Here is a 21,958-nt window from a genome sequence, read left to right as displayed (position 1 = left end):
CTATTCGATCCGTTCCAACCGTCCGTCGCCGTAGAGGCGGGCGCGGGTGCGGCGGTTGATCCAGCAGTTGAAGGCGACGGCGACGGGCGTGAAGCCATGCCCGGCGGCGTATTCGACGTGGACGCCGAGGGCGGTGGTGTCGCCGCCCGTGCCCATGGGGCCGAAGCCGGTGGCGTTCACCGCCTTGAGCAGCCGTTCCTCCATCGCCGCCAGCGTCGGGTCCGGGTTGACGGTGCCGTACTGCCGCAGGGTCGCGCGGGCGGCGAGCTTGGCGCAGTAGTCGAAGCTGCCGCCGATGCCGACGCCGATGTTCACGGGCGGGCAGTGCTGCGACCCGGCCTTGAGCACGCATTGCATGACATAGGCCTCGATCTGCTCGAGGGTCGGGAAGGTGAAGATCTCCATCGCGGCCCAGCGGCCGGAGCCGAGCGCCTTGGGCTGGCAGGTGATGTCCACATGGTCGGCGCCGTCGATCAGGTCCCAGGTGACCAGCGGCATCTCCTTGCCGCGGTAGCTGCGCTCGTTGGTCAGCGGGTTGGTGACGTGCTTGAGGAGGGGCGGGTTGGTGGTGGCCACCAGCTCGTCGAAGCCGTCCGAGACGGCGCGCTTGATGTCGCCTTCCAGCCGCACGCCCGTGCCGATAGCGATGGTGTAGGTGGGCACGCCGGAATCGGAGCAGACGAGGCGGTCCTGCGTTTCGGCCATCTCGGCGCTGCGAAGGAGGATGCCGAGGGTCTTGCGCGCGACCTCGTTCGTCTCGGTCTCTCGCGCGCGGCGTAGCGCGTCGAGCGTGTCGTCGGGCACCTTGCGAAGGGACCATTCGTAGAGCTGCGCCGTGGCGCGCTTCATCATGTCGTAGGTGATGGGCACAGTGGGGATCTGCCTTGCCTGCGCTAGTCCTCGAAGAAGGGGGTTTCCTCCTCCGGGCTCCCGCGCAGATGGATGTCGAAGCGGAAAACGCGAATCCCGTCCGACCCCGTCTCGGGGATGGCGACGAGGCGGGGGCGGCGCGGTTCGGGAACGAGGGTCAGCATGGGGTCGGCCGCGTTCGCCTCGGCGAAGTCGGGGAAGAACACGGTGGTGAGCACGCGGCGCATGAGGCCGGCGCCCATGACGGTCAGGTTGATGTGCGGTGCGCGCGGGCCTGCGGCATCGGCGTAGGTGCCGGGCAGGACGGTGCGGAACTCGTAATAGCCGTCCGCATCGGTCCAGGCGCGGCCCCAGCCGAGGAAGTCGGGGTCGGCAAGGTGCTGCTCGGGATCGGCAGGGTGGTTGAAGCGGCCCTCGGCATCGGCCTGCCAGGCCTCGAGGATCATGTTCAGGCAGGGGTGCCCGCCCTCCTTCGTCACCCGGCCGCGCAGCAGCAACGGCTCGCCGCGCGTGCTGGGTGCGGCTTCCGTATCGATGCGGGTGAGGTCGTTGTCGCCGTCGCTGAAGAAGGTGCGGGGGAAGAAGGGGCCGATCGTGTGCTGGGAGCTGGGCAGGAGGGTGGTCATCGGCTCAGGCTTCGGGCGTCGCGTGGCGGCCGCGCAGGACGATGTCGTGGGTGAAGGCGATCCAGCCGTCGCCGACCTGGGCGGGATGGGTCTGCTGCGCGATGAGCCGGGCGCGGGCGGCGGGATCGGGGATCGAGAGGAGAATGCGGTCCCACTCGTTCATCGGGTCACCGGGGAAGTACATCTGCGTGACCAGCCGCGAGAGGGAGGAGGGGCCGAGGACGGAGAAGTGGACATGGGGCGGGCGCCACCAGGTGTCCTTCACCGGCACGGGATAGGCGCCGGGCTTGATGGTGAAGAAGGCGTAGCGGCCGTCCTCATCCGTGCGCACGCGGCCGTTGCCGACGAAGTTGGGATCGAGCGGCGCGTCGCGCTGATCGATCGGGTGGTAGTAGCGGCCGGCGGCGTTGGCCTGCCAGAGCTCGACGACGGCGCCGCGCACGGGGCGGCCGTCCTCGTCGAGGATGCGGCCGGACATGTGCATGAGCTGGCCTTGGGCGATCTTCCCCGGCGCGAGGACGGCGAGGTTGCTCTCGTCGCAGGGCAGCTTGCGCCAGAGGTCGATCGGGCCCGTCGCCTCGGTGCGGGTCACCGGGCGGCGGATCAGGGGCTGGGCCGGAGTGTGGGTCCAGGTGTTCGGGTAGCCCTCGATCGGGACGGCGGGCTCAATCCCCGGGGGGAAGGGCTCGTACCGGTTGGGAAGCGGGGGCGGGGGAAAGTTGGTGTCCATAGGCATCACTCGTCCGGCTTGAAGCCGGAGGCGGCGACGATGGGGCCCCATACCGCGGTTTCGCGGGCGATGCGCTCGCGGAAGGCGGCGGGGTCCATCACCTGGGGCAGGATGTCGATGCGGGTGAGCGACTCCCGGATCTCGGGGGTCGCGGCGGCGGTGGCGATCGCGGCATGCAGGGCGGCGACGGTGGCCGGGGCTGCGCCGGCGGGCAGGACGGCGCCGTACCACTCCTCATGCACGAGGTCGGGGTAGCCGGCCTCGGCGAAGGTAGGCACCTCGGTCAGACGCGGCAGGCGCTCGGGCGAGGAGATGGCCAGCAGGCGGGCCTCGCCGGCACGGTGGAAGGCGGTGAGCTCGCCGAGCGGCAGAATGACGGCCTGCACGGTGCCGGCCAGCAGGTCCGCCGCGGCCGGGGCGGAGCCGCGATAGGGGATGTGGTTCATCGACATGCCCGAGAGGCGCGAGAGCTCCGAGCCGATGAAGTGCGGCATGGAGCCGGGGACGGGCGAGGCCCAGTCCACGGTCGGGCGCGTCCTTCCCCAGGCGACGAACTCCTGCAGCGTCTTCGCGGGATGGCGCGCCGCGACGGCGAGGCCGAAGGGGAAGATGCAGACGGGCGAGACGGGGGTGAAATCCTTCAGCGGGTCGTAGCGCAGGCTGCGGGCGTAAAGATGCGGGTAGATGGTCAGCATCGAGGCCGGGGTGATGACGAAGGCGGTGCCGTCAGGCGCGAGGGGCTTCAGGGTTTCCAGGGCGAGGCGGCCACCGGCGCCGGGGCGATTGTCCACGACCATCTGGCCGGCGCCGGTGGCGCGCAGGCGTTCGACATACATGCGGGTGACGCTGTCGGCCGTGCCGCCGGGCGGGAAGCCGACGATGGCGCGGCCGGTACGGGCGGGCTGCGCGAGGGCGGGCAGGCCGGTTGCGGCGGCGGCGGCCCCGAGCAGCGTCAGCGCCGAGCGGCGCGCGATTGCCTCGGACATGATGATGGTCTTCTCCCGGTCGTCTCGTGCTGGCGGCCTGCCGGATGGTCCATGGGCCACTTCTAAGCGAACCCTCTCACGGCCCGCATAAAAGTCAATAGCCTGACCTTTTGACATCCGGGTTTCTCGCTGGCATCGTCTTCGGCAAGCAAGAGCGATGGCGGAGGATGCCCATGCGGCGCCGGACAGCGATGGGCCTGCCGATGGCGATCCTTTCGCCTGGGATAGCGGGAGCGGCGGTGGTGGAGCGGAGACGTTTGGAGCGCGGGTCGGCCGTTGTCGAGGTGCTGGCGGAGGGTCAGGGGCCCTGCATCGTCCTGCTGCCCTCGCTCGGCCGCGGGCAGGAGGATTTCGACGACCTGGCGCCGCGGCTGGCCGCGGCGGGCTTCCGGGTGCTGCGGCCGGAGCCGCGGGGCATCGGGGGATCGAGCCCGCTGGCGCCGGGTGCGACACTGCACGACATGGCGGCAGATGTCGCAGCCGCCATCGAGGCCGAGGGCGTGGCGCCGGTGATCGTCGCGGGGCATGCGGCGGGGAACTGGGTGGCGCGGGTGCTGTCGCATGACCGGCCGGAACTGGTGCGGGCGGTGGCGCTGCTGGCGGCGGTGACGGGGACGGAGGTGGACCCGGAGATCCGCCGCTCGATCACGGCGAGCTTCACGCTCTCGCTCTCGGATGAGGAGCGGCTCGGGCATCTCCGGCGCGCGTATTTCGCGAGGGGCAATGACGCGCGGGTGTGGTTGCCGGGGTGGCATCCGGAGGTGTCGATGGCGCAGCGCGCGGCGGCGGCGGCCACCGCCGACAAGGGCTGGCTGCGCGCGGCGGAGCGGCATCCGCTGCTGTATGTGGCGGCGGCAGAGGACGCGATCGCGGCGCCGCCCTCGCTGGAGGAACTGCGGGCGTCGCTCGGGCCGGCCGTGACGCGGGTGGTCGTCGAGGGCGCCGGGCATGCGCTTGTGCCGGAGCGGCCGGCGGAGGTGGCGGCGGCTCTGGTCGATTTCGCGCGCGGGCTGCGGTGATGCGGCGGCGTCCGCTGCTCGGCGCGGGGCTGGCCTTGCCGGCGCTGCCGGCGGCTGCGGAGTTTCCCGGGCGCAGCATCCGGCTGATCGTGCCCTATCCGCCCGGCGGCATCACGGACCTGGTGGCGCGCAAGGTGGCGGAGGGGCTGGGTGGGCTGTGGGAACGGCCTGTGGTGGTGGACAACAGGCCGGGCGCGAGCGGGAACATAGGGGCGGCGCTGGCAGCCCGTGCGGCGCCGGATGGCAACACGCTGTATGTCGGCTTCGCGGGCACGCATGCGATGAATGTCAGCCTCTACCGCAACCTGGAATACGATCCGGTGCGGGACTTCACGGCGATTTCGTTGCTGATCGAATCGCCGCTTGCGCTGACGGTGCATCCTTCGGTGCCGGCGCGGAACCTCGCGGAGTTGACGGCTTTTGCGAAGGCCAATCCGGGGAAGCTCGCCTTCGGGTCCTCGGGCAATGGCGGCGCGTCGCACCGGTCGCTCGAGATGTACAAGGCGATGGCGGGGGTGGACATCCTGCACGTCCCCTATCGCGGCGCAGCGCAGTCGAACACGGATCTCCTGGGCGGGAAGATCCAGGGGATGTTCGACACGCTGATCACCGCCGGGCCGAATATTCGCGCCGGCGGCGTGCGCGCGCTGGCCGTGACGGGCCGGGGGCGCGCGGCGCTGCTGCCGGAGGTGCCAACGATGGCGGAGGCGGGGCTGGGCGGCTACGTGTTCCTGACCTGGCTTGGGCTGCTCGCGCCGGCAGGGTTGCCGGATGAGGTTCGTGCGCGAATGAACCGCGACGTGCGGACGGTGCTGGCTGATGGCGCGATGCGGGCGTGGTGCGAGCGGAACGGGCTGGAGCCGGCGCCGTCCTCGCCGGACGAGTTCGTACGCTACATGGCCGAGGAGACCACCCGCTTCGCCGCCTTCGTGCGCGAGACGGGCATGACGCTGGACTGAGCGAGAGGATGAGGGCTTGACCACAGAGACGCAGAGCGTGCGGGCGAACGGGTTGCTGTTCAGGTGCCGGCTGGATGGACCGGAAGGCGCGCCCTGGATGGTGTTCAGCAACTCGCTCGTCACCGATCTGACGGTGTGGGACGAGCAGGTGGCCGCCTTCTCCGGACGCTACCGGATCCTGCGCTACGACCAGCGCGGGCATGGCGGCACGGAGGTTCCGGCGGCAACGACAGATCTCGATGAGCTGACGGAGGATGCGGCCGCGTTGATGCGCGCCTTCGGCATCCAGGGCGCGGTCTTCGCCGGCGTGTCGATGGGGGCGGCGACGGCGCTCTGCCTGGCGGCGCGCCATCCGGAACTGGTTTCGGCTGTCATCGCCTCGGACGGACAGGCGGGCACGGCGGCGGGTGGCGCGCAGGGCTGGCAGGAGCGGATGGACTTCGCGCGGGCGAACGGGATGGAGGCCTTCGCGGAGGCGACGGTGAAGCGCTGGTTCTCGCCGGCCACCATTGCCGCCGGGAACCCCGCGATCCCGCGCGTGCGGGCCATGGTGGCGGCCACGCCAGAGGCCGGTTTCATCGCCTGCGCGACGGCGCTGCAGGCCTATGACATCCGCGCCGAGCTGCCGGGGCTGCGCCAGCCCGTGCTGCTGATCGCGGGCGAGATGGATGGCGCGATGCCGAAGACGATGCGGGGGATGGCCGAGGTGATCCCGGATGCGCGGTTCGTCGAGATACCCGGTGCCGGCCATATCCCGTGCCTGGAGGCTCCGGGGCCGTTCAACGCGGCGGTGGAGGCGTTCCTGGCGGAGATCCGGCCGCCGGGCTGAGCCGGCGTTCAGCCCTTCCCGTCGCCGGTCCAGCCCTCGCCGCCCGGCGGACGCTGGAGCATGGGGCGATGGATGATCTCGCCGAGGGTTGAGTAGAAGGGGCCCCCGAGGCGCGCGATGGGGCGCATCTTCGCGCTGTCCACGCGCGAGCCGTCGTAGATTTCGGGCGAGAGGTGGAAGGCGACGACCTCGCCGACATAGAGCGTGTTCACGCCGCGGCCGAGCGGGATGATCTGGTCCAGCCGGCATTCCATCTGCACGGGGGAGGCGGCAATCCGTGGAGCGCGGACATGGCGGCTGGGCAGGAGGCCGATGCCGAGCGCCTCGGCCTCGCTGATATGGGGCGGGTAGTCCTGGGCGGAGCCGTGCATGGCTTCCATCGTCGCCTCTGTCGCGACGTTGACGACGAATTCGCCCGACGACCGGATGTTGCGGGCGGTGTCCTTCATCGCGCCGTCGCTGGCGCGGGCTGCGATGTTGACGGCGAGCATGGGCGGGCTGGTGGCGACGTAGTTGTAGGAAGAGAAGGGCGCGGCGTTCACGCGGCCTTCTTCATCCACCGTGGTGATCCAGGCGACGGGGCGCGGCACGACGCAGCCGACGAGGAGGCGGTAGGCGGCGGCGGTGTCGAGGCCTTCGCCATCGATGAAGTGGAAGCTGTCGGTCATGTCACGGGGCTCCGGCGGGTTGGCCCATCCGGGCGCGGCGTTCGGCGAATTCGCGGGCGAGCAGCGGGATGGAGCCGCCGGCCTGCCAGATCTGCGCCATACGAGGGGAAAAGGGGCGCGATTGCAGGTGCTGGCCGGCGGCGGTGCGGATGGCGCCGGTGGCGGGATCGGCTTCCAGCGTCTCGCCGTCCTGCACGGCGGCGGTGATGCCGGGGCAGGTCATGATCGGCAGGCCGACGTTGAGGGCGCGGCGGATGATGCCGGATTCGCAGGATTCGACGATCACGGCGGCGATGCCGGATGCCTTGATGGCGACGCTGACCTCGACATGGTTGTGATGGCCGAAATTGGTGCCGCCGACGACGATGTCGCCGGGGCGGACCTGTGCCGGGAATTCGGGGCGGAGGCGGCGGAAGCACATGGCACGCAGGGCACCCTCGTCGAAGGCTTTGCCGAAGCCCTCGCGGATGATCGAGAACTCGATGATGCCGTCGTCGCCGCTGATGTTGTCGCCGAACTTCCAGACGCGGCCGCGGAGGGTGGTGTCGCTCATCCCGCGAGCTCCGGTGCGGCTGCGAGCAACTCGCGCGGGTCGATGATGCGGCCGGCGACGGCGGCGGCGGCGACCGCGTAGGGGCCGGCGAGGTAGACATCGGCGAGCCGGCTGCCGTTGCGGCCCTGGTAGTTGAACTGCTGGGTGGAGATCAGGACTTCGTTGTCGTTCAGCTGGCCTTGGTATCCCCAGCAGGTGGTGCAACCCGGGGCGAGGACGGTGGCGCCGGCATCGGAAAAGACTTCCAGCAGGCCTTCGCGGGCGGCGGCGGAATAGACCTCGCGGCTGCCGGGGGTAATGTAGAGGGTGACGTGGCGGGCGACCTGGCGGCCGCGCAGGATCTCGGCGGTCGCGCGCATGTCGTCCAGCCGGTTGCCGGCGCAGGAGCCGATCGTGGCCTGGTCGATGCGCTGGCCGCTCACCTCGGCGACGGGAACGCCGCCGTGGAGGTCGGGCGGGCGGGTGACCATGGGGGCGATGGCGGAGAGATCGTAGGTGGCTTCCAGCGCGTAGTCGGCATCCGGATCGGCCACCACCACCTGCCAGGGGCGTCCCTTGGCGCGCGGCTCGATATAGGCGAGCGCGGTGTCGTCCACCGGCATGACGCCGGTATAGGCGCCGCTATGGAAGAGGGAGGCGAGGATCGTCTGCCGGTCGTCCATCGAGAGGGTGGCGATGGCAGGGCCGGTGAACTCCACACAGCAGCCCAGCAGGCGGTCAGTCGCGCCAAAGTCGCGGATGATGGTCTGGATCAGGTCGCGCGCCGTCACGCCGAAGGGGAGGGCGCCAGTGAGAGTGAGGCGGGCGGAGGGCGGGACGGCCAGCCAGTTCTGGTCCTCGATAAGCGACACGATCACCTCGGTCGAGATCGGGATGTTGAGCGCGCCGACGGCGCCGAGGCTGGCGATGTTGCCCTCATCGGAGAAGATGAGCATGCCCGGGCGCGCCAAGCCGCGCTCCACCATCACCAGGTGGCGCAGGCCGCTGCCGGGGCCGAAGAAGTTTTCGATACCCTGGGCCTCGCACCAGTCGCGCAGGGTTCGGTGGGTTTCGAAGTGGTGCGATCCCATGGCGGCGGAGGTGGAGTGGTCGATGACCATCACCGCCTTATCCGGACGGGGGATGCGGTCCACGCCGATGCGCTCGAGGTTGCGCTGGTGGCCGGGCCAGAACAGTTCCTGGCACACGGTGTGGTCGGCGGAGACGGTGATGTACTCGCCCACCTCCACGGCATCGCGCCCGAGGGCGCGGGCGAGGATCTTCTGCGCGACGGTCTGTCCGGGCATGATGCGGGTCCTCAGCCGGGACGCGTTCCGGCGGCGCGGGAGACCTCGGCCCAGCGGGCGATCTCGCGGCGGATATGGTCCATCAGCGCCTCGGGCGTGCCGGGGGCGGCATTGGCGCCCTGGGATGCGAAGATGCGGCGCACCTCCGGGTCGCCCAGTGCCTCTGTCACGGCGCGGCGCAGGAGGGCCAGGCGCTCGGGCGGGACGGCGGCGGGGGCGAGGACGCAGTACCAGTTTTCCAGCTCGATCTCCGGCACGCCGGCCTCGGCGAGGGTGGGGAGGTCCGGCATGGCGGGGAGGCGGTTGCGGGTAGTAACGGCGAGCGCGCGGAGCTGGCCGGACTGGATGAAGGGCATGAGCGCCGGGCCTTCACCGATCATCATCTGGATCTGGCCGGAGACGAGGTCCGTGGTGGCGGGCGCAGCGCCGCGATAGGGGACGTGGACGATGTCGATGCCGGTGCGCAAGCGCAGCAGCTCGCCCGCAAGATGCGGGCCGGTGCCGTTGCCGCCGGAGCCGTAGGAGAGTTTGCCGGGGTTGGCCTTTGCATGGGCCACCAGCTCCTGCACGCTCCGCGCGGGCAGGCCGGGGTGGACCGCCAGGATCTCGGGAACCGCGGCCATCATGGAAATGGCCGCAAAGTCCTTCAACGGATCGTAGGGCATCTGCGGCATGAGGCTGAGCGCGCCGGCCAGGGAGCCGGTGCCGCCGATGCCGATGGTGTAGCCATCGGGCGCCGCCTTCGCGACGACCTCCATGCCCAGCACGCCGCCGGCGCCACCGCGGCTCTCCACCACCACGGGCTGGCCGAGACGTTCGGTGATGGCGCGGCCCATGGCGCGGCTGAAGGCGTCGGCCGGGCCGCCCGGTGCGTAGGGGAGGACGAGGCGGATGGGGCGGTTGGGGAAGGTCTCGGCCTGCGCCAGGGCGGTGCCGGGCAAGGCGAGGGCGAGGAGGCCCAGCCGGGCAAGTTGTCTGCGGCGCATCCGTTCCCTCCGGTAGCGGCCCGTTGGCCGGGCTCGGAGGTGAGTCCTAGGCGAGGTTCGGGGGAAAAGACAATAGGTCGTAAGATAGGCCTTTCTGCCGATTACTGGGGAGGTTGCACGGTCGGGGTTGCGCTTCTCGGCCTAGCGGAGATCGCCTAAAGGTTGAGGGAAGATATTGGCCACGGCGCTGTAGCGATCCCCGGCCTGGGACAGGTCCGTCCCGTTCCGATCGGGGCCGTGCTGCGCTGGTGCGTTCAAGAGGAGCTGGACAGGATGCGAGCCTTGAACTGGATCGAGCGGGGGTCCGCACTGTGACGTTACATGCCGCCGCCCTGGCTGGTCTGCGTGTGGTGGAGGTTTCGGCCTTCATCGCGGCGCCGATCGGCGGGATGACCTTGGCGCAGCTGGGCGCGGAGGTGATCCGGATCGACCCCATCGGCGGCAACATCGACCTTCGCCGCTGGCCGCTCGCGCCCGGGGGGACCAGCCTTTACTGGACGGCCTTGAACAAGGCCAAGCGGTCGGTGTCCCTCGCGCTGAACAAGCCGGAGGGGCAGGAGATCGCGCGCGCGCTGATCTGCGCGCCGGGCGAGGACTCAGGCATCCTGCTGACCAACCTGCCTGCCAGCGGCTGGATGAGCCATGCCGCGCTGTCCGCGCACCGGACGGACCTCATCATGCTGCGGCTGACCGGAAATTCGGATGGCACCGGCGCGGTAGACTACACGGTAAACAGTGCCAGCGGGTTCCCGATGGCGACCGGCACGGGAGAGGAGCCGGTGAACCATGTGTTGCCCGCCTGGGACATCGCGGCGGGGCTGTACCTTTCCACCGGGCTGCTGGCCGCCGAGCGCATCCGGCGGCGCGAGGGGCGCGGACAGGAGGTGGTGCTGGCGCTCTCGGACGTGATGCTCGCCTCGGTGGCGAATCTTGGCTACGTGGCCGACGTGCAGGTGAATGGCGCGGTGCGGCCGCCGATGGGCAACGAGCTGTACGGCGCCTTCGGGCGGGACTTCGCGACGTCGGACGGACGGCGGGTGATGGTGGTGGCCATCTCCAACCGGCAGTGGCGCGCGATCGGCACCGTGACGGGGCTGGCGGAGCGGCTGGCGATGATCGGGCCGATGCTGGATGTGGATCTGAACGACGAGGGTGGGCGCTTCGAGGCGCGGCACGCGATCGCGGCCGTGCTCGCGCCATGGTTCGCGCGGCACAGCTTGGCGGAGGTGGCGGCGCGCTTTGAGGGCAGCGGGATCCTCTGGGGGCCGTACCAGGATTTCGGGCAGCTCGTGCGGGAGGATCCGCGCATGTCGACAGCCAATCCTATGTTCGCGGAGATCGAGCAGCCGGGCGTCGGTCGCGTGCTGGCGCCTGGCGTGCCGCTCGCCTTTTCCGGCGCGGCGCGGCCTGAGACGAGGCCGGCGCCGCGGTTGGGCGAGGATAGCGACGCGGTGCTGGCGGAGGTGCTGGGCCTCTCGGCCGCGGCCATCGGAAAGCTGCACGATGCCGGCATCGTCGCCGGCTCTGAGGGACGCTGACCATGAATGCCGTGACGAACGAGATCGCACTGGCCGATTACGACGCTGCCCTGGGGGCGGTGGAGCGCCTTTTCGAGGCGGGGCGGCGGGCCGTGGCGGCGATGGTCGCCCCGGACGGGCGGCCAGACCCTGCGCTGCTGGACCGGCACCAGTTCGCGGTGCACGGGCTGGCCTGGCAGGCGGCGTATCTGGAGGCGCTGCGCCAGACGCTGCGCTGGGCGCGCGGGCTGTCGGACGCTGGCACGCTGGGCAGCGCGGAGCGGGCGATGCTGCGGCTGGGCTTCGCGGAGTACTGCGGGCAGTTCTCGGGCGGCATCCCGATGAGCCAGACCGAGGTGCTGCGGCCCTCGGATATGGGCATCCCGGCGGCGGCGGTGGCGCGCTACCTCGCAGAGCCGATCCTGTCTCGGCTGTCGGATCCACCGGGGCTGGAGACAGCGCGACTGGTGCTTGCAGAGGCCGTGGCGGCAGGGGATTACGGCGCGATTGGTCTCGACGACGAGGCACTGGAAGCGACGCGCACGGAGTTCCTGCGCTTCACCTCTGCCGAGGTGACGCCGCATGCCCAGGGCTGGCATCAGCGTGACGAGCTGATCCCGATCGCGCTGGTTGGCAAGCTGGCCGAGATGGGCGTCTTCGGACTGACGATTCCGGAGGAGTATGGCGGGCTCGGGCTGGGGAAGGTGGCGATGTGCCTCGTCTCCGAGGCGCTGAGTTCCGGCTATATCGGGGTTGGGTCGCTCGGCACGCGCTCCGAGATCGCGGCGGAGCTGATCCGGCTGGGGGGCACGGAGGAGCAGCGCGCGCGTTGGCTACCACGCCTGTCCTCCGGCGAGACGCTGCCGACGGCGGTGTTCACCGAGCCCGATACCGGGTCTGATCTCGGTAGCCTGCGGACGCGGGCGGTGCGCGAGGGTGATGTGTACAAGGTTTATGGCGCGAAGACCTGGATCACCCATGGCGCGCGCTCGGATCTGATGACGCTGCTGGTGCGGACGGGGCCGCTGGGGTCGGGCTATCGCGGGCTCTCGATGCTGCTGGCGGAGAAGCCGCGCGGGACGGATGGCGAGCCGTTCCCAGCACCGGGCATGAGCGGGGCGGAGATCCATGTCCTCGGCTATCGTGGGATGAAGGAGTACGAGATCGGCTTCGACGGCTTCGAGGTGCCGGTGTCCTCCCTGCTCGGCGGGGTGGAGGGTCAGGGCTTCAAGCAGTTGATGGAGACCTTCGAGAGCGCGCGCATCCAGACCGCGGCACGCGCACTGGGCGTGGCGCAGAACGCGATGGAACTCGGAGTCGCCTATGCGACGACGCGCAAGCAGTTCGGGCGCGCGATCCTCGACTTCCCGCGCGTTCACGCGAAGCTCGCCTGGATGGCCGCGGAGACGATGATGGCGCGTCAGCTCACCCTGTTTGCCGCGCGCACCAAGGACTCCGGCCAGCGCTGCGACATGGAGGCAGGGATGGCGAAGCTGCTGGCCGCGCGTGTCGCCTGGTCGAACGCCGACAGTGCGCTGCAGATTCACGGCGGCAACGGCTATGCAATTGAGTACCCGATCTCCCGCGTGCTGTGCGACGCGCGCATCTTGTCCATCTTCGAGGGTGCAGCGGAAATCCAGGCCCAGGTCATCGCGCGCGGGTTGCTGGGGCGTGTGAACTAGCCCTGGGGTGCGGTTCATCCGCACCGGGTTCGGGCGGGTGGGGCGCTTTTCAAAAATTCACGGCAATTCACTCGCCCTGGGCGGCCGCTGCTCTGACTCTCCCACGCGAGGCGCCAAGGGGCGCTTCTGCCGAGGAGTGTGGCCATGTCCCCGACTGCCAGCCGTCTGTCACCCTGGCAGCTCCGTAAGGTTCTGGGCCATATCGACGGCAGGCTGGCCGATGACATCACAGTCGCTGAACTGGCCGGGCTACTGGGGCTGAGCGGCGGCTATTTCTCGCGGGCTTTCCGCGCCAGCCTGGGAATGCCGCCGCACGCCTTCATCCTCCATCGCCGTCTGGCGCGTGCGATGGCGATGATGCGGGCCTCCTCGCGCGGGCTGTCGGCCATCGCGCAGGATTGCGGCTTCTGCGACCAGCCGCATCTGACGAAGTGCTTTCGACGCGCGATCGGCACCAGCCCGGCGGCGTGGCGGCGGGCGCAGGATGTGGGCTGGCGCGATGCGCCGACTTTCGAAGGGCCTGCCTTCGATATGTCCGCCGCGCCGGCCCGCGCCGTTCGCAGCGGGGATGTTCAGACGGGGGGCGGTTACGGGGCGTCGGTCTGACGGGCGTCCTGGGCCAGGGTCAGCCCATCCGCGCGGGGAGTGTAGGTGACGCCCTGGCGCATGGCCCAGACACTGGTCTGGTGGAACAAGGGGAGGAGCGCGACGTCCTCGCTCAGGGCTTGGCGCGCCGCCTCCCGCCACAGTCCGTGCCTGCGATCCGGGTCGAGGGTGGCGAGGGCCTCGTCGATCGTCGCGTCCAGCCGAGGCGCGGCGTAGCCCGTGCCATTCATCGAGCCCCGACCGCGTGCGGCATCCCGCGTGGCGAGGAGGGCGGTGAAGAAGCTGTTCGGCTCACCCGGGCCGAGCAGCCAGCCCGAGAGCGCGGCGGTAAAGCGCCCCGCGTTGTGCCGGCGGAAGAAGGCGGCCGAGGGCATCGCTTCCACCTCCGTCTCGATGCCCACCTGCCGCCACATTTGGGCCACGGCCTGGAGGAGCTGCTCGTCATTGACGAAGCGGTTGGTGGTGCCGATCAAGCCGAGCCGTAGCCCCGTGCCCATCCCTGCTTCCTCCAGCAGCCGCCGGGCCGCAGCGCGGTCGACCGGAGCGGGCTGCAGGTCCGGGTCGGCCGTGGGGCGGCCGGATGGTGTGATCTGCGCCGTCGGGACCGCCTCGCCTTCCATGACCTGGGAGACGAGCGCCTGACGGTCCAGGGCCAGGGAGAGGGCCTGGCGAATGCGTGGGTCGCGCAGCGGGTTGGGGCGGCCCGGGGTGGCCTCGGGCGCGTGGTTAAGGGCGAGGTACATCACCCGCGTCCCGGGCTGCCGCGCCAGGCGTAGCGCGGGCTGGCGCGCCATGCGCACGGCGTCGCGCGGTGGGACGGCGTCGATCAAGTCGAGTTCCCCGGCGAGCAGCGCGACCACGCGGGCGCTGTCCTGCGTCATGATCCGCAGGCTGACGCGGTCCCAGGCGGGCGGGGGGCGCTGGGCGGCGCCCCACCAGCCCGGGTGGCGGTCGAACTCGGCGCGTTCCCCAGCCCTGTAGGCGCGCAGGCGGAAGGGGCCGCTGCCGATGGACGCGGCACCGCTGTCGAACTCGGCAGGGGAGGCGGTCTGCGCGATGCGGGCGGGGACCACCAGGATCGTCGTCAGCCCGTTAGGGAGAAGCGGCGCCGGGCCGACCGAGTGAAGCCGGAGCAGCCCGGGATGCACGATTTCAACCCGCTCCAGCCCCGAGAGGAAGGGAGTGTAGCGCCCGGGACTGTTGGGGATGGTCATCGCGCGGTGCAGGCTGGCCGCGGCGTCGGCGGCGGTGACGGGTGTACCGTCCGAGAAGCGGGCGGCAGGGTCCATCTCCAACTCCCAGCCGTTCCCCTCGGGGAGCAGCGCCCAGCTGCGGGCGAGCAGGGGTTGCAGCCTCCCGTCCGGGCTCCACTGCAGCAGGGTTTCGAAGACGTGGCGCTGCAGGCCGGTATTCGCGGAATCGGCCTGGAAATGCGGGTCCATCGTCGTGGGTACGGCACCCATGCCGATGCGCAGCTCCACGGCTCGGGCGGGGTCGGGAGCGGTGAGGAGGAGGGTGAGCGCCAGCAGAGGCAGGCGCCGCCGGTGCAGGCGTGGGATCATCGCGCGGGCATGTAGCGCATGTCAGGCCGGGCCCAAAACCGGCGCGCCGTGCGGTTGAGGCCGGCCCCGCGAGGTGCGGGGGCCGATGCCCGGAATGTCAGGCGCCGTAGCCGCCGTCGATCGTCAGCACCGTTCCCGTGATGAAAGAGGCTTCTGGGCTGGCGAGGAACAGAATGCCGGCCGCGACCTCCTCTGGAGTACCGAAGCGGGCGAGGGCGGTCCCGCGCTGCTGGGGCGGGGCGAAGGGGCCGTCGGCGGGGTTGCTGCCCGTGTCGATCGGGCCGGCCTGCACGACGTTGACCGTGATACCCAGCGGGCCGAGGTCGCGCGCTGCGCCCTTGGTGAAGCCGATCACCGCTGCGCGGGAGGCCGCGTAGTCCGCCAGCCCCGCACCGCCGACATGTTCGGCCACGGCGCAGCCCATGGTGATGATCCGTCCGCCCCGGCGCATCAGCGGGGCCGCGACACGGATGGCCGTGAAGATGCCGCCGATGTTCACGGCCGCCTGCGCCGCCAGCTCCGAGATATCCGTATCCGGGTCGTCCACCGAACCGGTGACGAAGCGGGCGGCGTTGTTGACCAGGATGTCGAGTGCGCCAAAGTCGGCGCGCACGCCGCGGATCAGGCGGTGGATGTCGTCCGTGCGTGCCTGGTCGGCGCGGTAGGCGATGGCCCGGCCGCCGTCCTGCTCGATCTCGCGCACCACATCGGCCGCGCGCGCCGTGTCCTGGCGATAACCGACAGCCACGGCGGCGCCGGCATGTGCCAGGGCGACTGCCGTGGCGCGCCCGATGCCGCGCGAGGCGCCTGTGACGAGTGCGACCTTGCCGATCAAGCTGAAGCTCATGCCGCCATTCCTGTGCCCGGTTCCGTCCTGTGCGGGTCCGGAGCATGGCGGGAGCCGGCGGGGGCGGCTTGGCCGAAGCTGCGCTTACGGGCGGTGTCGCCCCTTACTGCGTGGCCTGCTCGCGCCCGGTGGCAAGGAGGGCGCGGGCGGCGCGGAGGTCGGGCGTGTCCAGCGCGGCGGGAAAGTGCGTGAGAAGGGCTGCAAGCCGCGCGCGGCATTCCTCATCGCGGCGTAGACGAGCGAGGCTGGTGGCGAGGCGAAGGGACCAGGCGCGGGCGGTTTGCGCTTCGGCTTGCTCAAGCGCCGCCCGGAACTCAGCCTCGGCTTCCGGGGCGTGGGCGGCGTCGAGCGCGACAAGGCACTCGCCGCGTAGGCGAGCGTATTCCGGCTCGAACCACCGCTCGTCGGAGGCGCGGGCATCGGCCAGCGCCGCCTCGGCCACCGGCAGGGCTTCCTCCGGGCGGCCGAGGCGCAGCAGCGTTGCGATGATGCCGGCATGCAGGACGGGCAGGCGCTTGTTGAAGGAGCTGGGCGACATGGCGGCCTGCTGCTCGCGCAGGAGCGCCAGTCCCTCCTCTGGCTGGTCGCCGGCCATCATCTCCAGCGCCAGGAAGCTCCGGCCGCGGAGGACCCATCCGTGGTTCGAGGGCCAGCCCTCGAGGATGGCGGTGCGGGCGGCGGCTGCGCGCTTCAGGTCTCCGCTGAGCAGGGCGAGGGGGCCGGCCATCACGCCGAGGGCGAAGAACTGGCTGAACGGGTGTTCGAGCGCCTTCGCCTCAGCCACCGTCTCATCACCGAGGATGAGGGCGGCCTCCGTCTCCCCTTGCAGCCAGAGGATGGTGGCCAGCGTACTCTTCGAGAGGATGCGCTGGTCGAAGAAGTTCAGCTTGGTCTGGTGCGGCTGCAGGGCGCGGCGGGGATAGCGGGCGAGCATCGATTCCGTCAGCCGCCGCGCTTCCGCCTGCTCGCCGCGCATATGCTGGATGTAGCCGACCAGGCGGTCGCCCACGGGGCCATCATCGGGCTGGCCTTCTGCCCAGGCCAGGGCGCGGAAGCGGTTGGCGTAGTCCAGCGCCTCGCGGTAGTCGCGCCGCATCGCGCCCACCGTGAGCCCGTTCAGCGCGCGTAGCCGGTGTTCCGTGTCTCCGAGACGTTCGGCGAAAATGAGGGTGTTGACCCAGGCCGATTCCAGCGTGCCGTCAAGATTGACGGTGACCGTGCCGAGGGCAGCGTAGAGGCGCATTCCGAGGCGCGGGTCCCGCTCCGCCATCCCCTGGAAAGCAGCAATCGCCGCCTCCAGCCGGCGCCCGGCCTCGCCAATCATGCCGAGGGCCGACCAGAGGGGTACGCCGGACAGGGTTAGCGCGATGCCGGTCTCGGGCTCGCGGCCGGGGCCGAGGGCCCAATCGATGGCGCCGCGGAGATTGTCGAGATCCGGGGCGAGGCGGGCGCGGGCCTCGGCGACCGGCAGCGCGGCCCAGAGCGCCTCCGCCTCCCGGAACACGGCCGCGAAGTGCCGGGCGTGGCGCCGGGCAATGGCGGCGAACTCACCGGCCTCCTCCATCTTGTCGAGGAGGTAGAGGCGAGTGGTATCGAGGCAGCGATAGGCCATCTCGCCCGCCCGCGGCTGTGGGGCGAGGAAGGACTTGTCCAGGAGGCGGGCGACACGGTCGACGATGGCGACGGCCTCGGTCCCGTCCGGCTGGGCGTCGTCGCCACCGACGGCGACGGCGGCATCCAGCGTGAAGCAGCCCTGGAAAATCGCGAGGCGGCGCAGCAGCCGCTGCTCCTCGGACGGCAGCAGCCCGTGGCTCCAGTCCAGCGTGGCGCGCAGGGTCTGGTGGCGGGGGAGGGCGGTGCGGCGGCCCTGCATCAGCAGCCGGAAGCGATCGTCCAGCCGCTCGGCCAGGGCGCGCAGGCCGAGTTGGGCGGCGCGGGTCGCGGCCAATTCGATGGCGAGGGGAATGCCATCCAGCTGGCGGCAGATCTGGGCTGCCAGCGCTACCTCCTCCTCGGTGTCCGGCAGGGCGGCGCCTGCCGCCTGAAGCCGCTCGGCGAGGAGCGCGACGGCGGGGAAGCGGAGAGCGGCCTCGACCGTGATGGCCTGCCCGGCGGGCGGGGACTCCATGGAGGGAAGGCGATAGCTCCATTCCCCCTCGGCGCGCAGCGGCTCGCGGCTGGTCGCCAGGAGCTGCACTGCGGGGGTGGTGCGCAGGATCCTCTCTGCCAATTCGGCTGCGGCGCCGATCACGGGCTCGCAGCTGTCGAGGAGGACGAGGCGGGAGCCCTGGGTTGGGCCTCCCCCCTCCAGCGCGGCCAGGACCTGTGCGGAGACGAGTGTTCCGTCCGTCATTGCGCCGAGGTCGAGGAAACGGGGGGGCTCGGCGGACTCCGCGGCGATGTGGCGGGCAACCGCAAGGGCAACGGTTGTCTTGCCGATGCCGCCGGCACCGATGATGCTGACGAAGCGGTGCTGCCGCAGCCGGTCAGTGAGCATCTCGATCTCGGCCTCGCGTCCCAGCACGGGCTGCAGGCGCATGGGAAGCGCGGAGGCGGCTGGCGACACCGGCGGGGGTGCCCGGTCCGACAGGGCTGCGGCGGGGGCAGCGATAGGGGTGACGAGGCTGTAGCCGCGTCCCGGGACGGTCAGCACATGGTCTGGACGCGAATCCGCGCCCGGCTCGCCATCGCCCAGCGCTTTGCGAAGAAGGGCGACCTGGGCGCGGAGGTTGGACTCTTCGACCTGGCGCCCGGGCCAGACGGCGGCGAGAAGTGCGTCGCGGTCCAGGACCTCGCCCGGGCGCTGGGCCAGGGCGATCAAGAGATCGAGCGCGCGCTGGCCGATGGACACCGGCTCGCCGTCGCGCAGCAGCTGCTTGCGTCTGGGGCGTAGCGTAAAGGCGCCGAAGCGGATGTCGTCGGCGGCGTCCAAGGCTCCTCCGGGGGCGGGATCGCGCTGCAGGCTGAGGGGAGCGGTATAGGGCGTCGCTCGCGCCGCTTGCAAACGCGCTGCGTGGCCGGCGCGGATTTGGTCAGTCGCGGCCAAGAAGGCGGCAATGCCGGCCTGATAGGACGGGCCCTATCAATGCCTGTCCCGCGCCGCCGGGCCTTCACGATCGGCGAAGCACCATGGTCGGACGCGGGATGGGCACGGACCTGCCAAGGCGGAGGCTTCTGCTGCGCGGAATCGCAGCCGAGACCACAGGGCCCGCCATGCCCAGGCCCCGACCCATGTCACTAATCCTGCGGAGAACACCGCCATGCCCATGATCACCACGAGCGACGGCGCTTCGATCTACTACAAGGATTGGGGGCCGAAGGAGGCCCAGCCGATCATGTTCCATCATGGCTGGCCACTTTCCGCCGACGACTGGGACACGCAGATGCTGTTCTTCGTACAGAACGGCTTTCGGGTGATCGCGCATGACCGGCGCGGACACGGGCGCTCCGGCCAGGTGAGCGAGGGGCACGACATGGACCACTATGCGGCGGATGCCGCGGCCGTGGTCGAGCATCTCGACCTGCGCGGAGCCGTGCATATCGGCCATTCCACTGGCGGCGGCGAGGTGGCGCGCTACGTGGCGCGGCATGGCGAGCCGAGCGGGCGCGTGGCCAAGGCCGTGCTGGTCTCGGCCGTGCCGCCACTGATGCTGAGGACCGACACCAACCCGGAGGGGCTTCCGCTCGAGGTGTTCGACGGCTTCCGCAAAGGCGTGGCCGAGAACCGCGCGCAGCTGTACCGAGACGTCGCGGCCGGGCCGTTCTACGGCTTCAACCGGCCGGACGCGAAGGTCTTCCCGGGCGTGGTCGACAACTGGTGGCGGCAGGGGATGATGGGCGGCGCGAAGGCCCATTACGACGGGATCAAGGCTTTCTCCGAGACAGACCAGACGGAGGATCTCAAGGCCATCGCGGTGCCCACGCTCGTGCTGCACGGCGATGATGACCAGATCGTGCCGATCGTCGCTTCCGCGCCGAAGTCGGCCAAGCTGCTCCGGAACGGGACATTGAAGATTCACCCGGGATTGCCGCACGGCATGCTGACCACCCATGCCGACCTCATCAATCCGGATCTACTCGCCTTCGTCCGAAGCTGAGCGTCACGCGCCGACTTCCGTATCTGCATCGGGAGCCTGCGCAATTCTGTGAGCGAATGGGTTCTAGTCTAGCGGGAGGAGTTCTAGCAGTGGTGCATTGCATGCGCGATCCGAGCAGGATGCCGTCGGGGCATGACACCGCGCGGGGCGGCGCGTGATGCCGGGGCTGACCCGCCGGGGGCTCACGGGTGGCACCGCTGCGCTCGGCCTCGCCGCTCTCGAACGGAGCCCTGCCATGGCCCAATCCGCCGCGCCCGACCTCATCCTGCACAACGGCGCGATCACCACGCTGGACCGGGGTAACCCGGCGCCGGAGGCGGTGGCGATCACCGGCGGCCGGTTCTCCGCCGTAGGAGAGGCGCGCACCATCCTGCCCACCGCCGGGCCGGGCACGCGTGTGATTGACCTCCAGGGCAAGCGGCTGATTCCCGGGCTGATCGACAACCATATCCACGTTATCCGCGGCGGGCTGAATTTCAACATGGAGCTGCGCTGGGACGGCGTGCGCAGCCTTGCCACTGCGATGGAGATGCTGCGCCGCCAGGTGGCGATCACGCCGCCGCCGCAGTGGGTGCGGATTGTCGGCGGCTTTACCGAGCATCAGTTTACCGAGAAACGGCTGCCAACGCTGGATGAAATTAACGCGGTCGCGCCCGACACGCCGGTTTTCATCCTGCACCTGTATGACCGCGCGCTGCTGAACGGCGCGGCCCTGCGCGCGGCGGGCTACACCAGGGACACGCCGAACCCGCCGGGCGGGGAGATTCAGCGCGCGCCCGACGGAACGCCGACCGGCCTCCTGCTGGCACGGCCGAACGCCACCATTCTGTATGCGACACTCGCCAAGGGGCCGTCGCTGCCCTTCGACTATCAGCTCAACTCCACGAGGCACTTCCTGCGCGACCTGAACCGGCTGGGCGTGACGGGGGCGATCGACGCAGGCGGCGGCTATCAGAACTATCCCGACGATTACGGCGTGATTCAGAAGCTGGCCAGGGATGGCGAGCTGACGGTGCGCATCGCCTACAACCTGTTCACGCAGAAGCCGAAAGCGGAGCGGGACGACTTCCTGCGGTGGACGAGCACCGCCAAGTATCAGCAGGGCGACGATTACTTCCGCCTCAACGGCGCGGGCGAGATGCTGGTCTTCTCGGCGGCCGACTTCGAGGACTTTCGGGTGGAGCGCCCGGAGATGCCCGCGGAGATGGAACCGGAGCTGGAGGCGGTGGTGCGCATCCTTGTGCAGAACCGCTGGCCCTGGCGCCTGCATGCGACCTACGACCAGACGATCTCGCGCGCCCTCGATGTGTTCGAGAAGGTGAATGCCGAGATGCCGATCGGTGATCTGCACTGGATTTTCGACCATGCCGAGACGGTGACCGAGCGATCGCTGGACCGAATCGCGCGGCTCGGCGGCGGCGTGGCAGTGCAGCATCGCATGGCCTATCAGGGCGAGTACTTCGTCGAGCGCTATGGAAACCGCGCGGCGGAGGCGACGCCGCCCGTGGCGAAGATGCTGGAGATGGGGGTGAAGGTCTCGGCCGGCACGGACGCCACCCGTGTCGCCTCCTACAATCCCTGGGTCGCGATCTACTGGCTCGTCACGGGCAAGACCGTGGGCGGTCTGCGCATGACGCCCGAACGGAACACGATCGACCGCGAGACGGCGCTGCGGATGATGACGGAGAAGGTCGCCTGGTTCTCCAACGAGGAGGGCAAGAAAGGATTGATCGCCGTGGGCCAGCTCGCGGATCTTGCGGTGCTGGATCGCGACCTGTTCGGTATCCCCGGGGATGAGATCCAGGATATCACCTCGGTGCTGACGGTCGTGGGCGGCCGGATCGTCCATGGCGCGGCGGAGTTCGCGGCGCTCTCGCCGCCGATGCCGCCGGCCATGCCCGATTGGTCGCCGGTGCGGCGGTTTGGCGGGTACCAGGGCCGGCGGGCGGAGAAGCCGGGCGCGGCGGGAGCCTTTGCCCGCGCTGCCGGCGGATGCTGCGATGCGGCCTGCGGTGTGCATGGGCACGACCACGCCCGTGCCTGGGCGGCGCATGCCCCGGCGCGGGATGATAAGGGGTTCTGGGGCGCGCTCGGCTGCTCCTGCTGGGCCTTCTGAGCGAGGCCTGACCAGCCGG

General features: G+C 70.5%; 19 protein-coding genes. 8 read left to right on the top strand and 11 right to left on the bottom strand.

Annotation, left to right across the window (positions count from 1 at the left end):
- Genes ACVBD7_RS09255 through ACVBD7_RS09240 form a run of 4 tightly spaced genes read right to left on the bottom strand, consistent with a single transcriptional unit; the run spans position 1 to position 3,212 of the window.
- Positions 1-870, bottom strand: coding sequence for a fumarate hydratase (locus tag ACVBD7_RS09255; RefSeq protein ID WP_458097192.1), 870 nt, complete (start codon positions 868-870; stop codon positions 1-3).
- 23 nt (positions 871-893) lie between these two features.
- Positions 894-1,496, bottom strand: coding sequence for a protocatechuate 3,4-dioxygenase subunit alpha (gene pcaG, locus ACVBD7_RS09250; protein ID WP_458097191.1), 603 nt, complete (start codon positions 1,494-1,496; stop codon positions 894-896).
- 4 nt (positions 1,497-1,500) lie between these two features.
- The gene (locus tag ACVBD7_RS09245) at positions 1,501-2,232 is read right to left on the bottom strand and encodes a dioxygenase family protein (protein WP_458097190.1); all 732 of its coding nucleotides are present in this window, start codon (positions 2,230-2,232) and stop codon (positions 1,501-1,503) included.
- Positions 2,232-3,212, bottom strand: a complete 981-nt coding sequence (locus ACVBD7_RS09240) for a tripartite tricarboxylate transporter substrate-binding protein (protein WP_458097189.1) — start codon at positions 3,210-3,212, stop codon at positions 2,232-2,234. Before ACVBD7_RS09240 ends, ACVBD7_RS09245 begins: the two co-directional genes overlap by 1 nt.
- 173 nt (positions 3,213-3,385) lie before the next feature.
- On the opposite strand from ACVBD7_RS09240, the gene ACVBD7_RS09235 reads away from it, so the two are divergent.
- The 3 genes from ACVBD7_RS09235 to ACVBD7_RS09225 are packed head-to-tail and all read left to right on the top strand — an operon-like array spanning position 3,386 to position 6,019.
- Positions 3,386-4,231: an alpha/beta fold hydrolase gene (locus ACVBD7_RS09235; RefSeq protein ID WP_458097188.1), complete on the top strand. Its 846-nt coding sequence runs from the start codon at positions 3,386-3,388 to the stop codon at positions 4,229-4,231.
- Positions 4,231-5,190, top strand: coding sequence for a Bug family tripartite tricarboxylate transporter substrate binding protein (locus tag ACVBD7_RS09230; protein WP_458097187.1), 960 nt, complete (start codon positions 4,231-4,233; stop codon positions 5,188-5,190). Before ACVBD7_RS09235 ends, ACVBD7_RS09230 begins: the two co-directional genes overlap by 1 nt.
- Before the next feature lie 16 nt (positions 5,191-5,206).
- Positions 5,207-6,019 (top strand): alpha/beta fold hydrolase, encoded by an 813-nt coding sequence (locus ACVBD7_RS09225; protein ID WP_458097186.1) that lies wholly within the window; start codon positions 5,207-5,209, stop codon positions 6,017-6,019.
- 8 nt (positions 6,020-6,027) lie between these two features.
- On the opposite strand, the gene ACVBD7_RS09220 is transcribed toward ACVBD7_RS09225, so the two are convergent.
- Genes ACVBD7_RS09220 through ACVBD7_RS09205 form a run of 4 tightly spaced genes read right to left on the bottom strand, consistent with a single transcriptional unit; the run spans position 6,028 to position 9,512 of the window.
- Positions 6,028-6,687: a flavin reductase family protein gene (locus tag ACVBD7_RS09220; protein ID WP_458097185.1), complete on the bottom strand. Its 660-nt coding sequence runs from the start codon at positions 6,685-6,687 to the stop codon at positions 6,028-6,030.
- Between the two features lies 1 nt (position 6,688).
- A complete protein-coding gene (locus ACVBD7_RS09215; RefSeq protein WP_458097184.1) occupies positions 6,689-7,240 on the bottom strand; it encodes a hypothetical protein in 552 nt (183 codons plus the stop codon).
- Complete coding sequence (locus ACVBD7_RS09210) at positions 7,237-8,526, bottom strand: 3-isopropylmalate dehydratase large subunit (protein ID WP_458097183.1); 1,290 nt, start codon at positions 8,524-8,526, stop codon at positions 7,237-7,239. The genes ACVBD7_RS09215 and ACVBD7_RS09210 overlap by 4 nt, the downstream gene beginning before the upstream one ends.
- A gap of 11 nt (positions 8,527-8,537) precedes the next feature.
- Positions 8,538-9,512 (bottom strand): Bug family tripartite tricarboxylate transporter substrate binding protein, encoded by a 975-nt coding sequence (locus ACVBD7_RS09205; RefSeq protein WP_458097182.1) that lies wholly within the window; start codon positions 9,510-9,512, stop codon positions 8,538-8,540.
- Positions 9,513-9,823: 311 nt separating this feature from the next.
- Between ACVBD7_RS09205 and ACVBD7_RS09200 the strand changes: the two genes are divergently transcribed.
- From ACVBD7_RS09200 to ACVBD7_RS09190, 3 genes are all read left to right on the top strand, one after another.
- Positions 9,824-11,050, top strand: a complete 1,227-nt coding sequence (locus tag ACVBD7_RS09200; RefSeq protein WP_458097181.1) for a CoA transferase — start codon at positions 9,824-9,826, stop codon at positions 11,048-11,050.
- 2 nt (positions 11,051-11,052) lie between these two features.
- Positions 11,053-12,711 (top strand): acyl-CoA dehydrogenase family protein, encoded by a 1,659-nt coding sequence (locus ACVBD7_RS09195; protein WP_458097180.1) that lies wholly within the window; start codon positions 11,053-11,055, stop codon positions 12,709-12,711.
- 144 nt (positions 12,712-12,855) lie between these two features.
- Complete coding sequence (locus ACVBD7_RS09190; RefSeq protein ID WP_458097179.1) at positions 12,856-13,317, top strand: helix-turn-helix domain-containing protein; 462 nt, start codon at positions 12,856-12,858, stop codon at positions 13,315-13,317.
- Here ACVBD7_RS09190 and ACVBD7_RS09185 read toward each other — a convergent pair.
- The 3 genes from ACVBD7_RS09185 to ACVBD7_RS09175 form a co-directional block, all read right to left on the bottom strand.
- Positions 13,299-14,879: an ABC transporter substrate-binding protein gene (locus tag ACVBD7_RS09185; RefSeq protein ID WP_458097178.1), complete on the bottom strand. Its 1,581-nt coding sequence runs from the start codon at positions 14,877-14,879 to the stop codon at positions 13,299-13,301. The genes ACVBD7_RS09190 and ACVBD7_RS09185 overlap by 19 nt on opposite strands.
- Before the next feature lie 97 nt (positions 14,880-14,976).
- Positions 14,977-15,726, bottom strand: coding sequence for an SDR family oxidoreductase (locus tag ACVBD7_RS09180; RefSeq protein WP_458097177.1), 750 nt, complete (start codon positions 15,724-15,726; stop codon positions 14,977-14,979).
- Positions 15,727-15,829: 103 nt separating this feature from the next.
- On the bottom strand, positions 15,830-18,658 hold the full coding sequence (locus ACVBD7_RS09175) for an ATP-binding protein (RefSeq protein WP_458097176.1): 2,829 nt from the start codon (positions 18,656-18,658) through the stop codon (positions 15,830-15,832).
- Between the two features lie 328 nt (positions 18,659-18,986).
- Between ACVBD7_RS09175 and ACVBD7_RS09170 the strand changes: the two genes are divergently transcribed.
- Positions 18,987-19,823, top strand: coding sequence for an alpha/beta fold hydrolase (locus ACVBD7_RS09170; RefSeq protein ID WP_458097175.1), 837 nt, complete (start codon positions 18,987-18,989; stop codon positions 19,821-19,823).
- Between the two features lie 157 nt (positions 19,824-19,980).
- Positions 19,981-21,939 (top strand): amidohydrolase, encoded by a 1,959-nt coding sequence (locus tag ACVBD7_RS09165; RefSeq protein WP_458097174.1) that lies wholly within the window; start codon positions 19,981-19,983, stop codon positions 21,937-21,939.
- Positions 21,940-21,958 lie beyond the last annotated feature (19 nt).

It is taken from the genome of Roseomonas sp. WA12 (assembly GCF_054165765.1).
This window is presented reverse-complemented; position numbering and strand designations above follow the sequence as displayed.

Excerpts from the sequence above, each read along its gene's own strand:
- ACVBD7_RS09170 (WP_458097175.1), top strand. The coding sequence starts at position 18,987 with ATGCCCATGATCACCACGAGCGACGGCGCTTCGATCTACTACAAGGAT.
- ACVBD7_RS09210 (WP_458097183.1), bottom strand. The coding sequence starts at position 8,526 with ATGCCCGGACAGACCGTCGCGCAGAAGATCCTCGCCCGCGCCCTCGGG.
- ACVBD7_RS09180 (WP_458097177.1), bottom strand. The coding sequence starts at position 15,726 with ATGAGCTTCAGCTTGATCGGCAAGGTCGCACTCGTCACAGGCGCCTCG.
- ACVBD7_RS09165 (WP_458097174.1), top strand. The coding sequence starts at position 19,981 with ATGCCGGGGCTGACCCGCCGGGGGCTCACGGGTGGCACCGCTGCGCTC.
- ACVBD7_RS09195 (WP_458097180.1), top strand. The coding sequence starts at position 11,053 with ATGAATGCCGTGACGAACGAGATCGCACTGGCCGATTACGACGCTGCC.
- ACVBD7_RS09215 (WP_458097184.1), bottom strand. The coding sequence starts at position 7,240 with ATGAGCGACACCACCCTCCGCGGCCGCGTCTGGAAGTTCGGCGACAAC.
- ACVBD7_RS09240 (WP_458097189.1), bottom strand. The coding sequence starts at position 3,212 with ATGTCCGAGGCAATCGCGCGCCGCTCGGCGCTGACGCTGCTCGGGGCC.
- ACVBD7_RS09185 (WP_458097178.1), bottom strand. The coding sequence starts at position 14,879 with ATGATCCCACGCCTGCACCGGCGGCGCCTGCCTCTGCTGGCGCTCACC.
- pcaG (WP_458097191.1), bottom strand. The coding sequence starts at position 1,496 with ATGACCACCCTCCTGCCCAGCTCCCAGCACACGATCGGCCCCTTCTTC.
- ACVBD7_RS09190 (WP_458097179.1), top strand. The coding sequence starts at position 12,856 with ATGTCCCCGACTGCCAGCCGTCTGTCACCCTGGCAGCTCCGTAAGGTT.
- ACVBD7_RS09245 (WP_458097190.1), bottom strand. The coding sequence starts at position 2,232 with ATGCCTATGGACACCAACTTTCCCCCGCCCCCGCTTCCCAACCGGTAC.
- ACVBD7_RS09205 (WP_458097182.1), bottom strand. The coding sequence starts at position 9,512 with ATGCGCCGCAGACAACTTGCCCGGCTGGGCCTCCTCGCCCTCGCCTTG.
- ACVBD7_RS09235 (WP_458097188.1), top strand. The coding sequence starts at position 3,386 with ATGCGGCGCCGGACAGCGATGGGCCTGCCGATGGCGATCCTTTCGCCT.
- ACVBD7_RS09220 (WP_458097185.1), bottom strand. The coding sequence starts at position 6,687 with ATGACCGACAGCTTCCACTTCATCGATGGCGAAGGCCTCGACACCGCC.
- ACVBD7_RS09230 (WP_458097187.1), top strand. The coding sequence starts at position 4,231 with ATGCGGCGGCGTCCGCTGCTCGGCGCGGGGCTGGCCTTGCCGGCGCTG.